Origin of the sequence: Poseidonibacter ostreae (genome assembly GCF_009208075.1) — a bacterium.
GTDB classification, from domain to species: domain Bacteria; phylum Campylobacterota; class Campylobacteria; order Campylobacterales; family Arcobacteraceae; genus Poseidonibacter; species Poseidonibacter ostreae.
Window position 1 is genome coordinate 1 of record NZ_WFKJ01000001.1, and the last position, 15,449, is coordinate 15,449.

Consider the following 15,449-nt stretch of genomic DNA (forward strand, 5'->3'; position numbering starts at 1 on the left):
ATATTATGAAAAAGTTTGATTTAATAATTATAGGAGCAGGACGAGCTAGTAACCTTGCAGCAAAAGCTGGAAAAATGGGTAAAAAAGTTGCCATAATAGAAAAGTCAAAACTAGGAGGAACATGTCCAAATAGAGGATGTGTTCCATCAAAACTTCTAATTGGTTATGCACATGTAGCAAGATCAATTAAAGAATCAGACAGACATTTCATAGATTCAAGTATAAATAATATAGATATAGAAAAAATATTTGAAGAAACAAATAAATATATATCAAAAATAGACCCTATATATAAAAAGAAATTCAATGAAAATGTAGAAGTATTCTATGGAACTGGAAAATTTGTATCTAATAATATAATTTCTGTTAATGGTGAACAATTAACAGCTCCAAAAATTGTAATAGCAACAGGAACAAAAGCTATAAAAGCCCCACATCCTAAAGCTTGGACAAGTGATGATATATTTCCTTTAGAAGGAGAAATTCCAAAATCAATAACAATTGTTGGTTCTGGCTTTATAGCATGTGAATTAGCAAACTTTTTCTCTGCTGTTGGAATTGAAACTAAACTACTTGTAAGAAGTCAAAGAATTTTAGGAAATGAAGATAGTGATATCTCTGCAATATTTAAAGAAGAGTTTGTAAAAAATGTAGATATTTTATTTGATACGAGTATTGATACAATTGACTATAAAGATAATCAATTTAACTTAGAATTAATAAACAAAGATAATAAAAAAACAAAACATAGCTCACAAGCACTTCTTTATGCAACAGGAAGAGAATCAAATACCAATAGTTTAGACTTAGAAAATACGGATATAGAAGTAAATGATAGAGGTTATATTAAAAGAGATAAATTCTTTGAAACAAAAGCTAAAGGTGTATACGTAGTGGGAGATGCAAGTGGAGAAAATATGCTTCAACACGCAGCGGCACAAGAAGTTAATCATTTAGGTAAGATTTTATTAGAAGATGAAAAAGAAGCCTTAAAGTTTAAATATATACCTCATGGAGTATTTACAGAACCTGAAATTGCGAGTGTTGGAATAACTGAACAAAAAGCAAAAGAGTTAAATATAGAATATGTAACAAGTATTACACCATGGATTGCAAGTGCTAAAGCTATGTCTACAAGATTAAGATATCCAAGAACAAAGTTTATTGTAAATCCAAATACTTATGAAATTTTAGGATGCCATTTAATAGGTCCCGAAAGTACTACTATGATGCATCAAGTTCTTACAGTTATGCACTTAGATAATGATATAAGACATTTAAAAGAGATGCTATATATTCATCCAGCACTAAGTGAAGCCTTACTTCCAGCTGCTGTTGATGCTGTAAGAGAAATTGAAAAGCTAAGTAATTAAAAGTTATCTTTCATCTTTTCAAGAAGAAGACAAAGGTCTTCTTTCTCTTTTTTAGTAAAGCCTTTATAACTTTGTTCTAAAAGTTTTGTTGAAATTTTATCTAATACTATGGGTTTAGTATCTAATCCTTTTTTAGTAAGACAGATAAGAGTACTTCTGTTATCTGTATTAGATTTTAACTTCTTTACTAACTCAAGCTTTTCTAATTTATTAACTAAAGCAGTAATTGTAGACTTATCTTTATTAATACATTCAGATATTTCTCTCATACTTACTGCACTTTCACAGTTATAAAGTTTGATTAAAATATCTCCATGTGATGGTGCAAGACCATTTAAATTATTCTTTTTAAGCTCTTCTATAATAAGTTTGTTTGCACCATTATGAATTTTTGAAATAGTTGAAATAATCGCGTTTATATTTTGCATAGGCAATTATAGTTACTTTTTATTTAAAGTATAGGCTAAGACCTTTACTTTAAAATTTTCCATTTTTATTTTGCCATTTATCTTGAGATAAAATCTCTTCAATAGTATCCCAATGCTCTACGATTTTATTATTCTCAATTCTAAATAAATCATAAAAAGAGACATGTTTTTTCATAAATTCGCCCTCACTTACGCTTAATACAAAATTACCTTCACCTAAAATCATATGATTCTTTTTATAAACCATTGGCATATTTGCTTTATTTAAAGCTTCAATTGCTTCACCAAGTCCTGCTAAACCATCTTTTACATGTGGATTATGTTGGATATATTTTTCTGTTGATATATACTGAGTGATTTTTGAAGGATTTTTACCCATTAATACATCACTTATAAAGTCTTTTATTAAACTCTTATTTTCAATAGTTTTATCTAAATCTGTAATTTTAGCACTTCCATCAAACTGAGTTCTTCCACTTGCAGTTTTCTCTACAATTTCTTGTAAATTATCCCAATGCTCTACGATTTTTCCATCTTCAAATCTAAAAATATCAAACCCTGCTTTTGGTCCAAAAAAATTATATTTTGTATGAGTAAAAACAAAATTCTCGTCTTCAAATGATCTTTGTACTTCCACTTTTGCACTTCCTTTTGGAAGATGTGATAATACTTCACTAAAACCAGCTAAACCATCTTTTACAGATAAATTATGTTGAATATATTTATTTGCATTTACATATGCTATTGGTGCTGTTGCACCTGTTTGAATTGAGTTTAATAACTCAACAGCTTTTTCTTTGTTTGTTAACATTCTATTTTCCTCTTGTTTATTTGTTATTGAACATCCTGTAAATAAAGATGTCACCAAAAATATTACTAATAAAACTTTATTTTTTTGTTTCATAATAATTCCTTTTAATTAATTTAGTTTGATATCAAACTTTATATGTCGAATTATAGTTTGATATCAAACTAATGTCAAGTCTTTTAAAATTTACTTTTTATTTTTCTATATTTTTATAAGAAAAACTAATAATTGATTAATATCATTTTTTTATTTAAATCATTTAAATATACTTCGAAAACAAAGGATATATAATGAAATTATTACAAATATTTATCATGGTTTTATTTATAACTATGAATCTAAATGCAGAAGATTTTATAAGTAGTAATACTTGTAAAGCATGTCATCCAACTATCTATGGAGAGTTTTATAATTCATCACATAGAAAAGCTTCAATCTTTGAAGACCCTATTCATAAAGCTGTTTGGGATTTACATCCAAATAAAGAAAAAGAGTCTTATACTTGTGCAAAGTGTCATACACCAAGTGATACTAAACTAATACAAAAACTTAAAGAAAATAAAAAAGCAATACCAGAAAAAAATAGTATTCAATCACATGAAGCAATCTCTTGTGTATATTGTCATAGTATTAAAAGTATTGAAGAGCATGAAAAAGTAAATACAAATGTTTTAACTAGTGAGAAAAAAGTATTCTATTCTGCAAATGAAGATAATAGAATAGTAAAAGATAAAAAGTATAAAGATGAAGTATCATTATTTGGGATGATGAAAAAGAAATCTGGTTCTCCATATCATACAATAGATTATTCAAATGAAGATTTCTATACAGGTAAAATGTGTATGGGATGTCATCAAAAGCTTCAAAATGATAATAAGTTTGATTTATGTAGAGTTGATATGAAAGGTGCCCAAGATGAAGAGAAGAATTGTATAACATGTCATATGCCAAAAGTAAAAGGAACGGCTACATCTATTAAGATTACAGATAAACATAGGTTCCATGGCTTTGCAAGTGCTTCAAATAATCAAGACTTATTAGCAAAATATATAAAAATAAATTTTGAACAAAAAAATGATAGTTTTGAAATCTCAATTAAAAATGAATCAAGTCATAATCTGTTTTTACAACCTTTAAGATTAGCTCAATTAAAAGTTAATGTTTTAAAAGGAAATGAAAGAATAGAACTTCCTACAAAATCTTTTATGAGAATTATAGGAAAAGATAAAAAACCAACAATGCCATGGCTTGCAAATAGTGTAGTTAAAAACAATATGATTAAAGCAAATGAAAATAGAGTTATAAAATATGATTATATTTTAAAAGCTGATGATTCTATTGAAGTTGTATTTGGATATTACAAAGTAAATCCTAAAATGTGGAAAAAACTAAAACTAGAAAATGATGAAACAAGCACTAAATTTAATGTTTTAAAAAGTGAATTTTATAAGGGGGAGTAAATTGGTTGCGGAAACTGGATTTGAACCAGTGACCTTCGGGTTATGAGCCCGACGAGCTACCGTGCTGCTCTATTCCGCGACTTTTAAGATTAAGCAGACATGATAGCTGATTAACCTTAAAGCAATATCGTATATCTTATAAAGTAAATTAATCTTCCTTCAAGTATTCGTGAGCCATGTAAGAACTTCTTGCATATGGGCTTGCTTTAACATACTCAAAACCTAAATCCATTGCTAACTTTTCATATTTTGCAAACTGTTCAGGTTTTACATACTCAATAACTTTTTCGTACTCTCCTGAAGGTGCAAGATATTGTCCAATACTTAAAAACTTACAACCAACTGCAAGTAAATCTTTGAAAACAGCAATCATTTCTTCTTCTGTTTCACCTAAACCTACCATTAAAGCTGATTTTGTTTTGATTTTATCTCCACCAAGTTCTTTTAATCTTTTTAAAACTTCTAGAGATCTTTCATATTTTCCATTTCTTCTTACTCTATATAAACTTGGAACTGTTTCAACATTATGTCCAATGATTGTAGCTCCCGATTCAATAACTCTTTGAAGACTCTCTTCTTTAGCTTTAAAATCAGGTATTAAAATTTCTACTTTTGTACCAGGAGCTTTTTGTATAATATCTTGTGTAACTTTGTAAAATTGCTCTGCTCCACCATCTTTTAAATCATCTCTTGCAGGACTAGTAATTACTACAAATTTAAGACCCAGTTTTAAAACGGAAGTTGTAACTTTTTTAATCTCACTTTCATCAACACCACTTGGTACTCCTGTTTTAACATTACAATAAGTACATCTTCTTGTACAAGTATCTCCTAAAATTAGAAATGTCGCATTCTTATTTGCAAAACATTCACTAATATTTGGACATTTTGCTTCTTGACAGATTGTATGTAATCCTCCCACATCTTTTAAAAGGTTTTCCATTTCTATTTGAGTGTGTGGCGTTAGTTTTTTTCTTAACCATTCAGGTTTTTTAAATTTTATTTCTTTTGTCATATTATTTTCCCTCGTATAATTCATCATATATATTTTGTTCATTCTCACATAATTTTGATTCTATAAATTCTGCATTAAAAGTCTTTTCAAATGCTTTTTGTAAAGTATCAGCTGCATCATTAAAATTTAACTTAATATCAAAATCTTCTAATGAAGACCCATGTTGTTTATCTTTTTTAATTGTTTTTAGTGGTATTGAGCCATGTTGAAAAATCACGTTTTTCGTTCTTTTTTGCGCATTCCCACCAATCTTTTGTCCATTAATTATAATATCATAAGCTTCAAATCCCACTTGGCAAAATGCATCTTTGCTTAAAACTATCTCTTCTACATCTTTTGCAAAATTAGCTTTTAGATTAAGACTTGCATAAAAATTAAGAATAAATGAGCAAATCAACTCGTAAGTTTCCTTTACCCCTTTTTCTTGAATATAGCTTGATGGGATTATTAAAGAGTATGAAATATCATGCCCATGAAATAAAACTCCACCACCTGTAATTCTTTTTGCAAAATTATTTTTATACTCTTTTAATAGTGTTACATAATCACTTGGATTTTGAGAAAGACCAAAAGTAACACTAGTTTGCCAAGAATAAAGTCGTAAAACGGGTAAACTATCTTTTGTAAAAGTTTTAAATAGTGCAGAATCTAAACAAGAATTAGCTTTTGCACTAAGATTTTGAGATTTAATTAATCTAAACTTATTGTTAAAAATCATTTTAGCCCTAACTTATTTTTTTATTTATATATTTTTATAGTATTTTTATTTAAGAAGAGTTTAAATTTATTACAAATTTCGATAAAAACTAAGTCTATTATAATTTAAAGTCTATTATAATTTAAAAAAATTAATTAATAAAATTAATTATATTTTAAGAATTAAACATTATTTCAAAGGATATTTATGTCGTTGTTAAATTTAGAAGATATTAATCCATTAGAGACAGAAGAATGGATGGAAGCCTTAGAGGCAGTAATTGAAGAAGAAGGTGCAGATAGAGCACACTTTTTACTTGAAAAACTTATTGACAAGTCAAGAAGAACTGGAGCAGATATACCACATAGTGGAAATACGGCATATCTAAATACAATACCTGTTAATCAAGAACCTAAAATGCCAGGTGATAGAGATTTAGAACGAAAAATTAGATCTATTATTAGATGGAATGCACAAACTATGGTTTTAAGAGCTTCTAAAAAGAATTTAGAACTTGGTGGTCATATTGCATCATTCCAATCATCTGCAACTTTATATGATGTTGCTTTTAATCACTTTTTTAAAGCACCAAATGAAAAAGATGGTGGAGATTTAGTATTTTATCAAGGACATATAGCACCTGGTATTTATGCAAGAAGTTTTGTAGAAGGAAGATTAACTGAATCACAAATGGATAATTTTAGACAAGAAGCTTTTGCTGATGGTTTATCTTCATACCCGCATCCAAAACTTATGCCAGATTACTGGCAATTTCCAACAGTTTCAATGGGACTAGGCCCTATTCAAGCAATTTATCAAGCAAGATTTTTAAAATATCTTACAAATAGAGGAATTAAAGATTGTAGTGGTCAAACAGTTTATTGTTATATGGGTGATGGTGAATGTGATGAACCTGAATCTTTAGGAGCAATAGGCCTTGCGGGACGTGAAGGTTTAGATAACTTAGTATTTGTTATTAACTGTAACTTACAAAGATTAGATGGTCCTGTTCGTGGTAATGGTAAAATTATCCAAGAATTAGAACGTGAATTTAGAGGTGCTGGTTGGCAAGTTCTTAAAGTAGTTTGGGGAAGAAAATGGGATGAGCTTTTAGCAAAAGATACATCAGGTAGATTACTTCAACTAATGGAAGAAACTGTTGATGGTGAGTATCAAAACTTTAAACAAAAAGGTGGAGCATACACTAGAGAAAAATTCTTTAACAAATATCCTGAAACTGCAAAACTTGTTGAAAATATGAGTGATGATGAAATTTGGGCACTTAATAGAGGTGGTCATGATCCAATTAAAGTATACTCAGCTTATAAAAAAGCACTAGATACGAAAGGTTTACCATCTGTAATTCTTGCTAAGACTGTAAAAGGTTATGGTATGGGTGAAGCTGCTGAGGGTAAAAATATTGCTCACGGTGTTAAAAAAGTAGATACATCTGTATTAAGACAGTTTAGAGATAGATTCGATATTCCTATTTCAGATGAAGATGTTGAAAATTTAAAATATTATAGACCATCAGAAGATTCTCCTGAATATAAATATATGCAAAAACATAGAGAAGACTTACATGGTCATGTTCCACAAAGAAGAGAAAAATTCTCTCAAGCTCTAGAAATTCCTACACTTGATAAATTTGATGCTGTATTAAAAGGAAGTGGAGATAGAGAAATTTCTACAACTATGGCATTTGTAAGAGTTTTAAATATCTTAGTAAAAGATAAAAAAATTGGTAAAAATATTGTTCCAATTGTTCCTGATGAAGCAAGAACATTTGGTATGGAAGGAATGTTTAGACAATTAGGTATTTATGCAAATGAAGGTCAAAAATATATCCCTCAAGATAAAGAACAAGTTGCTTACTATAAAGAAGATAAAAAAGGTCAAGTACTTCAAGAAGGTATTAATGAATTAGGTGCAATGGGTTCTTGGACTGCAGCAGCTACATCTTATTCAGTAAATGATTGTCCAATGATTCCGTTCTATATTTTCTATTCAATGTTTGGATTCCAAAGAACTGGAGATATGTGTTGGGCAGCAGCAGATCAAAAATCTAGAGGTTTCTTAGTTGGTGGTACTTCAGGTAGAACTACACTTAATGGTGAAGGTTTACAACATGAAGATGGTCACTCTCATATTATTGCAAATACTATTCCATCTTGTGTATCTTACGATCCAACATACGGATATGAAGTTGCAGTTATTGTTCAAGATGGTATAAATAGAATGTATGGTGAGTCTCAAGAAGATATTTACTACTACTTAACAACATTAAATGAAAACTATAAACAACCTGCAATGCCAGAAGGTGTTGAAGAGGGTATTTTAAAAGGTATTTATAAATTTAAAACTTATGAAGCTAAAAATGATTATAAAGTTAAATTATTAGGTTCAGGTACTATTTTAGAACAAGTTAGACTTGCAGCTGAAATTTTAGCTCACGATTATGGAATTGCATCAGAACTTTACTCTGCTACTTCATACAATGAACTAACAAGAGAAGCACAAGATATTGAAAGATCTAACTTATTAAATATTGAAGATGAAGATAAAATAGCTTATGTAGATCAAGTACTTGGAAGTGATGATGAAAATATCATCATTTCTGCAACAGATTATATGAAAGCTTATTCTGAACAAATCGCACCATTTGTAAAAGGTTCATTTAAAGCACTTGGTACTGATGGTTTTGGTAGATCTGATTCAAGAGCTAATTTACGATCTTTCTTTGAAGTTGATACAGATTTCATCGTATTTACAACATTAGCACAACTTGCTAAAAATGGTAAAATTGAGAAATCAGTGGTAGTTGAAGCTATGAAAAAACATAATATTGATCCTACAAGAATCAATCCATTAAATGCCTAAGGAGTAAAAGATGAGTACAATTCAAGATATATTTATTCCAGATTTAGGTGGAGATACTGATGTTGATTTAATTGATATTATGGTTTCTATAGGAGATACGGTTGAAGTTGAAGATGGGTTAATTACCTTAGAAACTGAAAAAGCATCTATGGATGTTCCTACAACACATAGTGGTGTTATAAAAGAAATTTTAGTTGAAGTTGGAGCAAAAGTTAATTCTGGTGATTTAATTGCTAGAGTTGAAACACAAGATGAATCAAGTACAAATGAAGAGGTATCTACTCCTTCACCTGTTTCTTCTGATTCACCTTCATTACAAGAAGCAGAAGCTAAACTTGAAGCAGTTTCAAATGCTAATGCAGAAATTTCTTGTCAATTTGTTGATGAACAAACAATTTGTACTGTTATTGAAGAAGTTAGAATTCCTGATTTAGGGGAAGATAAAGATGTTGATTTAATAGATGTATTAGTTTCTGTTGGAGATACAGTTGCAAAAGAAATGGGTCTTGTAACACTTGAGACAGAAAAAGCATCTATGGATGTTCCAGCTACTTTTGGTGGAGAGATATTAGAGTTATATGTAGAAGCAGGAATGAAAGTAAATTCTGGAGATTTAATTGCTAAAATGACAAAAACTGTTGTTATGGAAAATAAACTTCCAACTCCAGCAAAAACTACTGCTCCAACACAAACAGAAGTTCCAAAAGAGACAAAACAAAAATCAACAATTCAAGAAGCAATGGCTAAAACTTCTCAGGTAGAAGTATCAGCAGATTCAAAAGTTTTATCAACTAAATCAGCTAAAGTATATGCAAGTCCAAGTGTACGAAAAGTTGCACGTGAATTCGGTGTTGATTTAGGTTTTGTTAAAGGTAGTGGTAAGAAAAATAGAATTTTAAAAGATGATATTAAAGCCTATGTAAAAGAGCAATTAAATAAACCAGCAACTTCAGCTGGTTCTGGACTTGGATTTAATCTTCCAGAATTAAAAGAGATTGACTTTAGTCAGTTTGGTGAAATTGAAACTGTAGAGTTAAGTAGAATCCAAAAAATTTCTGGACCTTCTTTACATAGAAACTGGGTTTCTATTCCTCATGTAACACAATTTGATGAAGCAGATATTACTGAACTAGAAAAATTTAGAAAAGAACAAAATGCAATTGCAGATGGATTTAAATTATCTCCATTAGTATTTGTTGTAAAAGCAGTTGCAAAAGCTTTAGCTATTCATCCTAAATTTAACGCTTCATTAAGTGCTGATGGTGATAGTATCATTATGAAAAAATACTTTAATGTTGCAATTGCTGTTGATACACCAAATGGATTAATGGTACCAGTAATTAAAGATGTTGATAAAAAAGGTTTCAAAGACATAGCAATTGAAATGGCAGAAATATCTTCAAAAGCTAGAGAAGGGAAACTTAAATCAGCAGACTTACAAGGTGCTTGTTTTACAATTTCTTCTTTAGGTGGAATTGGTGGAACTAAGTTTACTCCAATTATTAATGCTCCAGAAGTTGCAATTTTAGGTCTTTCAAAATCTGAAATGAAACCTGTTTGGGATGGAGAAACTTTCCAACCAAGACTTACTTTACCATTATCACTATCTTACGATCATAAAGTAATCGATGGTGCTGATGGTGCAAGATTTACAACTACGTTATCACAGTTATTAAGTGATATCAGATTATTAAGCTTATAAGGAGTAAATATGAGTAATATTATTGATATTGTTATTCCCGATTTAGGTGGAGATACTGATGTTGATTTAATTGACATTATGGTTGCAGTTGGAGATACTGTTGAAGAAGAAGATGGTCTAATTACATTAGAAACAGAAAAAGCTTCAATGGATGTACCTACTACACATAGTGGAGTTATTAAAGAGATTTTAGTAAATGTTGGAGATAAAGTAAATTCTGGCGATTTAATTGCTAAACTTCAAGTTACAGATTCAAAAGAAGAATCTGCTTCTGTTGAAGAAGCACCAAAACAAACGCAAGAAAAACAACAGCCCCAAGAAACTCCTACTCCAACAGTAAGTGAAAATGCAAAAGAAGTTAAAGGTCAAGTACTAGTAATTGGTGCAGGTCCTGGTGGATACTCTGCTGCATTTAGATGTGCGGATTTAGGTCTTGATGTTGTTTTAGTAGAACGGCACCCTACTTTAGGAGGAGTTTGTTTAAATGTTGGATGTATTCCATCTAAAGCACTTCTTCATGTTGCAAAAGTTATGGAAGAAGCTGAGCATATTGAACATGCAGGAATTAAATTTCCTAAACCAGAAGTTGATTTAGCTGGTGTTGCTGCATATAAATCAGGAGTTGTAAAAAAACTAACAGATGGTTTATCTGCAATGGCTAAGATGAGAAAAGTAACAGTTATTCAAGGTACTGCCCAATTCTTAGATACACATTCTGTTATTGTAAATCATACAAATTCAGATGAGCAAACTACAGTTAAATTTGACAACTGTATTATAGCAGCAGGTTCTCAGAGTTCTAAAATGGGATTTATTCCACATGAAGATCCAAGAATTTGGGATTCAACTAATGCACTTGAAGTAAAAGAAGTTCCTAAAAGATTACTTGTAATGGGTGGTGGAATTATTGGTCTTGAAATGGGTACAGTGTATCAAAAACTTGGAAGCCAAGTAGATGTTGTAGTTCGAGGTCCTCAAGTTATGACAGGAACGGATAAAGATATTGTAAAAATTTATACAAAATCAAATGAGAAGAGATTTAACTTTATGTTTAAAACTCAAACTCAAGCTATCATTCCTAAAACTGAAGGTATCTATGTAGAGTTCAAAGGTGAAAATGCACCATCTGAACCACAAGTTTATGATGCAGTTCTAGTTGCAATGGGAAGAACTCCAAATGGATTAAATCTTGGCTTAGATAAAGCTGGAGTTAATGTAAATGAAAAAGGTATGATTGCAACTGATAATCAACTAAGAACAAATGTGCCTCATATATTTGCTATTGGTGATATTATTGCTGGTCCTATGCTAGCACATAAAGCTGTACATGAAGGTCATGTTGCAGCTGAAGTTATTGCAGGACATAAAGTATACTTTGAACCAAAACAAATTCCAGGAATTGCTTATACATTCCCTGAAATTGCAACAGCTGGTCTTTCTGAGATTGAAGCTAAAGAAGCTGGCATTAACTATGAGGTTGCAACTTTCCCTTGGTCTGCTTCAGGACGAGCTTTAGCTGCTGATGTTTCAAAAGATGGTATGACTAAACTTATTTTTAATAAAGATACACATCAATTAATTGGTGGTGCTTTAGTTGGAGATAATGCAGGTGAATTACTTGGTGAAATATCATTAGCTTTAGAGATGGATTGTGATGCAGAAGATATTGCACTTACTATTCATGCTCACCCTACTTTACACGAATCTGTAGGTATGGCAGCTGAAATATTTGATGGTGTTATTACAGACCTTCCAAATGCAAAAGCAGTAAAGAAAAAATAGTAAACTATTAACTATCCTTATCTTTGTATATTTTTCTCTAACTTAAAGGAAAATATACAAAGTAATTCTTTTATATTCTCTTAAAACAAAATTATATTTTAAAAACTTTTTAATTCACAATTTTTTAATTGTCAAGAATATGTTAAGAAACTACTCCTAAAAAACTCATCAATTTCATTTATACTTCAAGTATTAAAGATAAAGGAATGAAAATGAAATTAATATATTTATTATTATTTACATTTAGTTTAAGTTATGCATCTGTTGTTACGGATTATTTAAACTCATTAGAGAATGAAGTTAAAAAAGAGAATTCAAACTTCAAAGGTTTTGATAAGAAAAGAGGTGAGAAAATATTCACAGCTAAGCATCTTGGTAAAAAAGGCAAAGAAATATCTTGTGTATCTTGTCATACAAATAACTTTACTCAAAATGGAGAAAACATCTTTACTGGAAAAGTAATAAAACCACTATCTCCAAAAGTAAATCCAAAAAGATTATCAGAATTAAAAACAATGAAAAAATGGCTTAAACGAAATTTTAAAGATGTTTACGTAAGAGAAGGTACAGCACTTGAAAAAGGTGATGTAATCACATATATTTTATCAAAGGATTAAAAATGAAAAAAATCATCTTTACAACATTTACGATACTAACACTTGGTGTAACACTATTTGCAGCTAATAATAAAGAAGTTTATACTTCACAAAACACTTTATATAAACAAGAATGTGCTTCTTGTCATATGGGATATCAAACTGAATTTTTACCAAAACGTTCTTGGGTTAAAATGATGGATACTTTAGAAAATCATTTTGGAGTTGATGCAACATTTGATAAAGTTGACGAACAAAAAATAAGAGAATATCTTATTTCAAATGCAAGTGATTCAAAAAGAGCTTATGGCAAGATTGCAAAATTTTCAAGATCAATTTCTAGTCAATCAACTCCATTAGCTATTAGTGAAATACCAAAATTCAAAAGAGAACATAATGAAGTACCTAAAAGGTTAATAATTCAAAAAGATGTTAAAACTATAAGCAATTGTATGGCCTGCCATACTGATGCAAAACAAGGTTTATATAAAGAGAGAAATATTCTTATTCCAAATTTTGGAAGATGGGATGATTAAGGAGTAAAAATGCAAAAATCGTATATTTGGTCAATACCTACAAGAGTTTTTCATTGGCTTTTTGTAGGGTTCATATTATTAGCATTTATAAGTGCAGATGAAGATAGACTACTTAACTACCATGCAATAATTGGATATGCAATTTTAATACTTTTAGCATTTAGACTTATATGGGGAATATTTGGTCCTAAATATTCAAGATTTAAAGACTTTCCAATGTCAATGAAGAGTATAAAAGAGTTTCAAGAAAATATACTAAATACGAATCAAAAATTTATAGGTCATAATCCAATTGCCTCATATGTGATGATTGGGATGTTTATTACAGTATTTATAATCATTTTAACAGGTGCATTAACTTTAGGTATACAAGAAGGAAAAGGAGTTTTTTCTTATTTAAATTCTAGTTTTTTTAAAGAGATGGAACTATTTGAATCACTTCATGAATTATTTGCTACTTGTTTAATTTTACTTATTGTAGCTCACTTAGGGGGAATCTTATTTGATAAGATATTTCATGGCAAGCATGAAACATTAAACTCTATATTTAATGGATTTAAAAAGACAAAAGAAAAAGAAATTATAAAATTAAATATTTATCAAAAAATTATTGCTTTTATTTTTTTAATAATATTTATAGGGTTTTTAGTATTTAATTTGCTACAACCAAAGAATATTTTAGTTGCGTCAAGTTATAAATCAACTTATTATGAGCAACATAATGAATTATTTGTTAGTGAGTGTGCAGCTTGTCATACTCTCTATCCTCCAAATCTTTTGCCAAAAAGATCATGGATAAAATTAATGTCAGATTTAGAAAATCACTTTGGAGATGATGCATCTTTAGAAAAAGAGGATTACTCTTTAATACTATCTTTTTTAGTTGGAAACTCAGCAGAGACTTCAACTATGGAAGCTAGTGTAAAAATATTAGATTCAATAAAAAATAAAGATATAATAGCTATAAGCCAAACTATTTTTTGGAAAAAAAGACATAATGAAATAGATTCAAGCATATTTGAAGATAATAAAATTAAAAGTAAAGCAAATTGTAAAGCCTGTCATACAGATATAGAAAAAGGATTAATTGAAGATGAAAATATTAAAAATATTAATGATTTTATGTAGTCTAAGCCTTATTAGCTCTTCTTTTGCAGATGAAGATTATGATGATGACAATTATAGAATAAGAAAGCATGGAAAAACACATATATCTAGAAGTTTAGAACATCTTAATCTAAACAAAAATCAATACAGAAAAATTGAAAAAATATTAAAAAAACATAAAAAAGATTATAAAGAATATTATAAATATAAATCCTTAAAACAAAAGGAACTTCAAAAAATCATGAGAAACACCATATTTGATAAAGAAAAATATTTAGAAGTAAGTAATGAAATAAAAAACTATTCTCTTGAACTTGAAGTAAATAGGCTTGAGAAAATTCATGATGTTTTAAATAATAAACAAAAAATAAATTTTTCATATTTTATAGGAGACTAAAATTGAACAATAATATTCTATTAATTGAAGATGATACTCAGATGAAAGATTTTATTGTTGATTATCTAAAAGACTTTAATTATAATTGTAAAGCCTTTGAAAATGGTAAAGATGTTTTATCAGAACTAGAAAATAATAAAAACTATGACATTGTAATTTTAGATTTAATGCTTCCTGATATTGATGGTTTTGATTTATTTAAAAAGATAAAGAAAGTATTAGATATTCCGGTCATAATATCAAGTGCAAGAGGTGATATTGGAAATAAAATACATGGTTTTGAATTAGGGGCAGATGATTATTTATCTAAACCTTATGAACCTAGAGAATTAGTTTTAAGAGTAGAAAATATATTTAAGAAAAACCTTTCAAATAAAATAAAAATTTCTAATTTGATAATTGATCAGAGTACTAGAAGTGTAAGTATAGATGATTTTGAAATAGATTTAACAAAAATAGAGTTTGAGATATTAATATTCTTAGTATCAAATTTAAATATAAATACATCAAGAGAACAAATTCTACATGCAACATCTTTAGATGAAAATACAAAGAATAGAACAATAGATACTCATATTTCAAATCTTAGATATAAGATTGGAGATGATTCAAAAGACCCTAAATATATAAAATCAGTTTGGGGTCACGGATATAAGTTTATAGGATAA

Annotated in this window: 14 protein-coding genes and 1 tRNA gene; 10 read left to right on the forward strand and 5 right to left on the reverse strand. The window is 29.1% G+C overall.

The genetic code is table 11. From position 1 onward, the window contains the following. Window positions 1-1,373, forward strand: a 1,373-nt coding sequence (locus tag GBG18_RS00005) for a dihydrolipoyl dehydrogenase family protein (RefSeq protein WP_152187279.1), incomplete at its 5' end; no start/stop codon positions are given. On the opposite strand, the gene GBG18_RS00010 is transcribed toward GBG18_RS00005, so the two are convergent. Then, the gene (locus GBG18_RS00010; protein WP_152187280.1) at window positions 1,370-1,801 is read right to left on the reverse strand and encodes a MarR family winged helix-turn-helix transcriptional regulator; all 432 of its coding nucleotides are present in this window, start codon (window positions 1,799-1,801) and stop codon (window positions 1,370-1,372) included. The two genes, GBG18_RS00005 and GBG18_RS00010, sit on opposite strands and share 4 nt — an antisense overlap. Before the next feature lie 49 nt (window positions 1,802-1,850). Next, window positions 1,851-2,705, reverse strand: coding sequence for a nuclear transport factor 2 family protein (locus GBG18_RS00015; RefSeq protein WP_152187281.1), 855 nt, complete (start codon window positions 2,703-2,705; stop codon window positions 1,851-1,853). 194 nt (window positions 2,706-2,899) lie between these two features. On the opposite strand from GBG18_RS00015, the gene GBG18_RS00020 reads away from it, so the two are divergent. After that, complete coding sequence (locus GBG18_RS00020; protein ID WP_152187282.1) at window positions 2,900-4,069, forward strand: multiheme c-type cytochrome; 1,170 nt, start codon at window positions 2,900-2,902, stop codon at window positions 4,067-4,069. A 2-nt stretch (window positions 4,070-4,071) separates the two neighbouring features. On the opposite strand, the gene GBG18_RS00025 is transcribed toward GBG18_RS00020, so the two are convergent. The 3 genes from GBG18_RS00025 to GBG18_RS00035 all read right to left on the reverse strand — a co-directional run bounded on the left by GBG18_RS00025 (window position 4,072) and on the right by GBG18_RS00035 (window position 5,802). Next, a tRNA-Met gene (locus GBG18_RS00025) sits at window positions 4,072-4,148 on the reverse strand. 69 nt (window positions 4,149-4,217) lie between these two features. After that, window positions 4,218-5,084 (reverse strand): lipoyl synthase, encoded by an 867-nt coding sequence (gene lipA / locus GBG18_RS00030; RefSeq protein ID WP_152187283.1) that lies wholly within the window; start codon window positions 5,082-5,084, stop codon window positions 4,218-4,220. A 1-nt stretch (window position 5,085) separates the two neighbouring features. Next, entirely contained in the window at window positions 5,086-5,802 is a 717-nt protein-coding gene (locus GBG18_RS00035) for a lipoate--protein ligase family protein (RefSeq protein ID WP_152187284.1), read from the reverse strand. A 186-nt stretch (window positions 5,803-5,988) separates the two neighbouring features. Here GBG18_RS00035 and aceE point away from each other — a divergent pair, with 186 nt between their 5' ends. The 8 genes from aceE to GBG18_RS00075 all read left to right on the forward strand — a co-directional run bounded on the left by aceE (window position 5,989) and on the right by GBG18_RS00075 (window position 15,449). Continuing rightward, entirely contained in the window at window positions 5,989-8,661 is a 2,673-nt protein-coding gene (aceE, locus tag GBG18_RS00040) for a pyruvate dehydrogenase (acetyl-transferring), homodimeric type (protein ID WP_152187285.1), read from the forward strand. 10 nt (window positions 8,662-8,671) lie between these two features. Beyond that, a complete protein-coding gene (locus GBG18_RS00045; protein WP_152187286.1) occupies window positions 8,672-10,363 on the forward strand; it encodes a dihydrolipoyllysine-residue acetyltransferase in 1,692 nt (563 codons plus the stop codon). A gap of 9 nt (window positions 10,364-10,372) precedes the next feature. Further along, complete coding sequence (gene lpdA / locus GBG18_RS00050) at window positions 10,373-12,145, forward strand: dihydrolipoyl dehydrogenase (RefSeq protein ID WP_152187287.1); 1,773 nt, start codon at window positions 10,373-10,375, stop codon at window positions 12,143-12,145. Between the two features lie 212 nt (window positions 12,146-12,357). After that, window positions 12,358-12,762, forward strand: coding sequence for a DUF1924 domain-containing protein (locus tag GBG18_RS00055; protein WP_152187288.1), 405 nt, complete (start codon window positions 12,358-12,360; stop codon window positions 12,760-12,762). Between the two features lie 2 nt (window positions 12,763-12,764). Beyond that, window positions 12,765-13,277: a diheme cytochrome c gene (locus tag GBG18_RS00060; RefSeq protein ID WP_152187289.1), complete on the forward strand. Its 513-nt coding sequence runs from the start codon at window positions 12,765-12,767 to the stop codon at window positions 13,275-13,277. 9 nt (window positions 13,278-13,286) lie between these two features. Then, window positions 13,287-14,405: a cytochrome b/b6 domain-containing protein gene (locus tag GBG18_RS00065; RefSeq protein WP_152187290.1), complete on the forward strand. Its 1,119-nt coding sequence runs from the start codon at window positions 13,287-13,289 to the stop codon at window positions 14,403-14,405. Beyond that, entirely contained in the window at window positions 14,371-14,781 is a 411-nt protein-coding gene (locus GBG18_RS00070) for a hypothetical protein (RefSeq protein ID WP_152187291.1), read from the forward strand. The genes GBG18_RS00065 and GBG18_RS00070 overlap by 35 nt, the downstream gene beginning before the upstream one ends. A 2-nt stretch (window positions 14,782-14,783) precedes the next feature. Continuing rightward, complete coding sequence (locus GBG18_RS00075) at window positions 14,784-15,449, forward strand: response regulator transcription factor (RefSeq protein WP_152187292.1); 666 nt, start codon at window positions 14,784-14,786, stop codon at window positions 15,447-15,449.

Bases quoted from the DNA above. Each gene is read 5' to 3' on its own strand.
- GBG18_RS00070 (WP_152187291.1), top strand. From the start codon at position 14,371: ATGAAAATATTAAAAATATTAATGATTTTATGTAGTCTAAGCCTTATT.
- GBG18_RS00055 (WP_152187288.1), top strand. From the start codon at position 12,358: ATGAAATTAATATATTTATTATTATTTACATTTAGTTTAAGTTATGCA.
- GBG18_RS00020 (WP_152187282.1), top strand. From the start codon at position 2,900: ATGAAATTATTACAAATATTTATCATGGTTTTATTTATAACTATGAAT.
- GBG18_RS00060 (WP_152187289.1), top strand. From the start codon at position 12,765: ATGAAAAAAATCATCTTTACAACATTTACGATACTAACACTTGGTGTA.
- lipA (WP_152187283.1), bottom strand. From the start codon at position 5,084: ATGACAAAAGAAATAAAATTTAAAAAACCTGAATGGTTAAGAAAAAAA.
- GBG18_RS00035 (WP_152187284.1), bottom strand. From the start codon at position 5,802: ATGATTTTTAACAATAAGTTTAGATTAATTAAATCTCAAAATCTTAGT.
- GBG18_RS00010 (WP_152187280.1), bottom strand. From the start codon at position 1,801: ATGCAAAATATAAACGCGATTATTTCAACTATTTCAAAAATTCATAAT.
- lpdA (WP_152187287.1), top strand. From the start codon at position 10,373: ATGAGTAATATTATTGATATTGTTATTCCCGATTTAGGTGGAGATACT.
- GBG18_RS00065 (WP_152187290.1), top strand. From the start codon at position 13,287: ATGCAAAAATCGTATATTTGGTCAATACCTACAAGAGTTTTTCATTGG.
- GBG18_RS00015 (WP_152187281.1), bottom strand. From the start codon at position 2,705: ATGAAACAAAAAAATAAAGTTTTATTAGTAATATTTTTGGTGACATCT.
- aceE (WP_152187285.1), top strand. From the start codon at position 5,989: ATGTCGTTGTTAAATTTAGAAGATATTAATCCATTAGAGACAGAAGAA.
- GBG18_RS00045 (WP_152187286.1), top strand. From the start codon at position 8,672: ATGAGTACAATTCAAGATATATTTATTCCAGATTTAGGTGGAGATACT.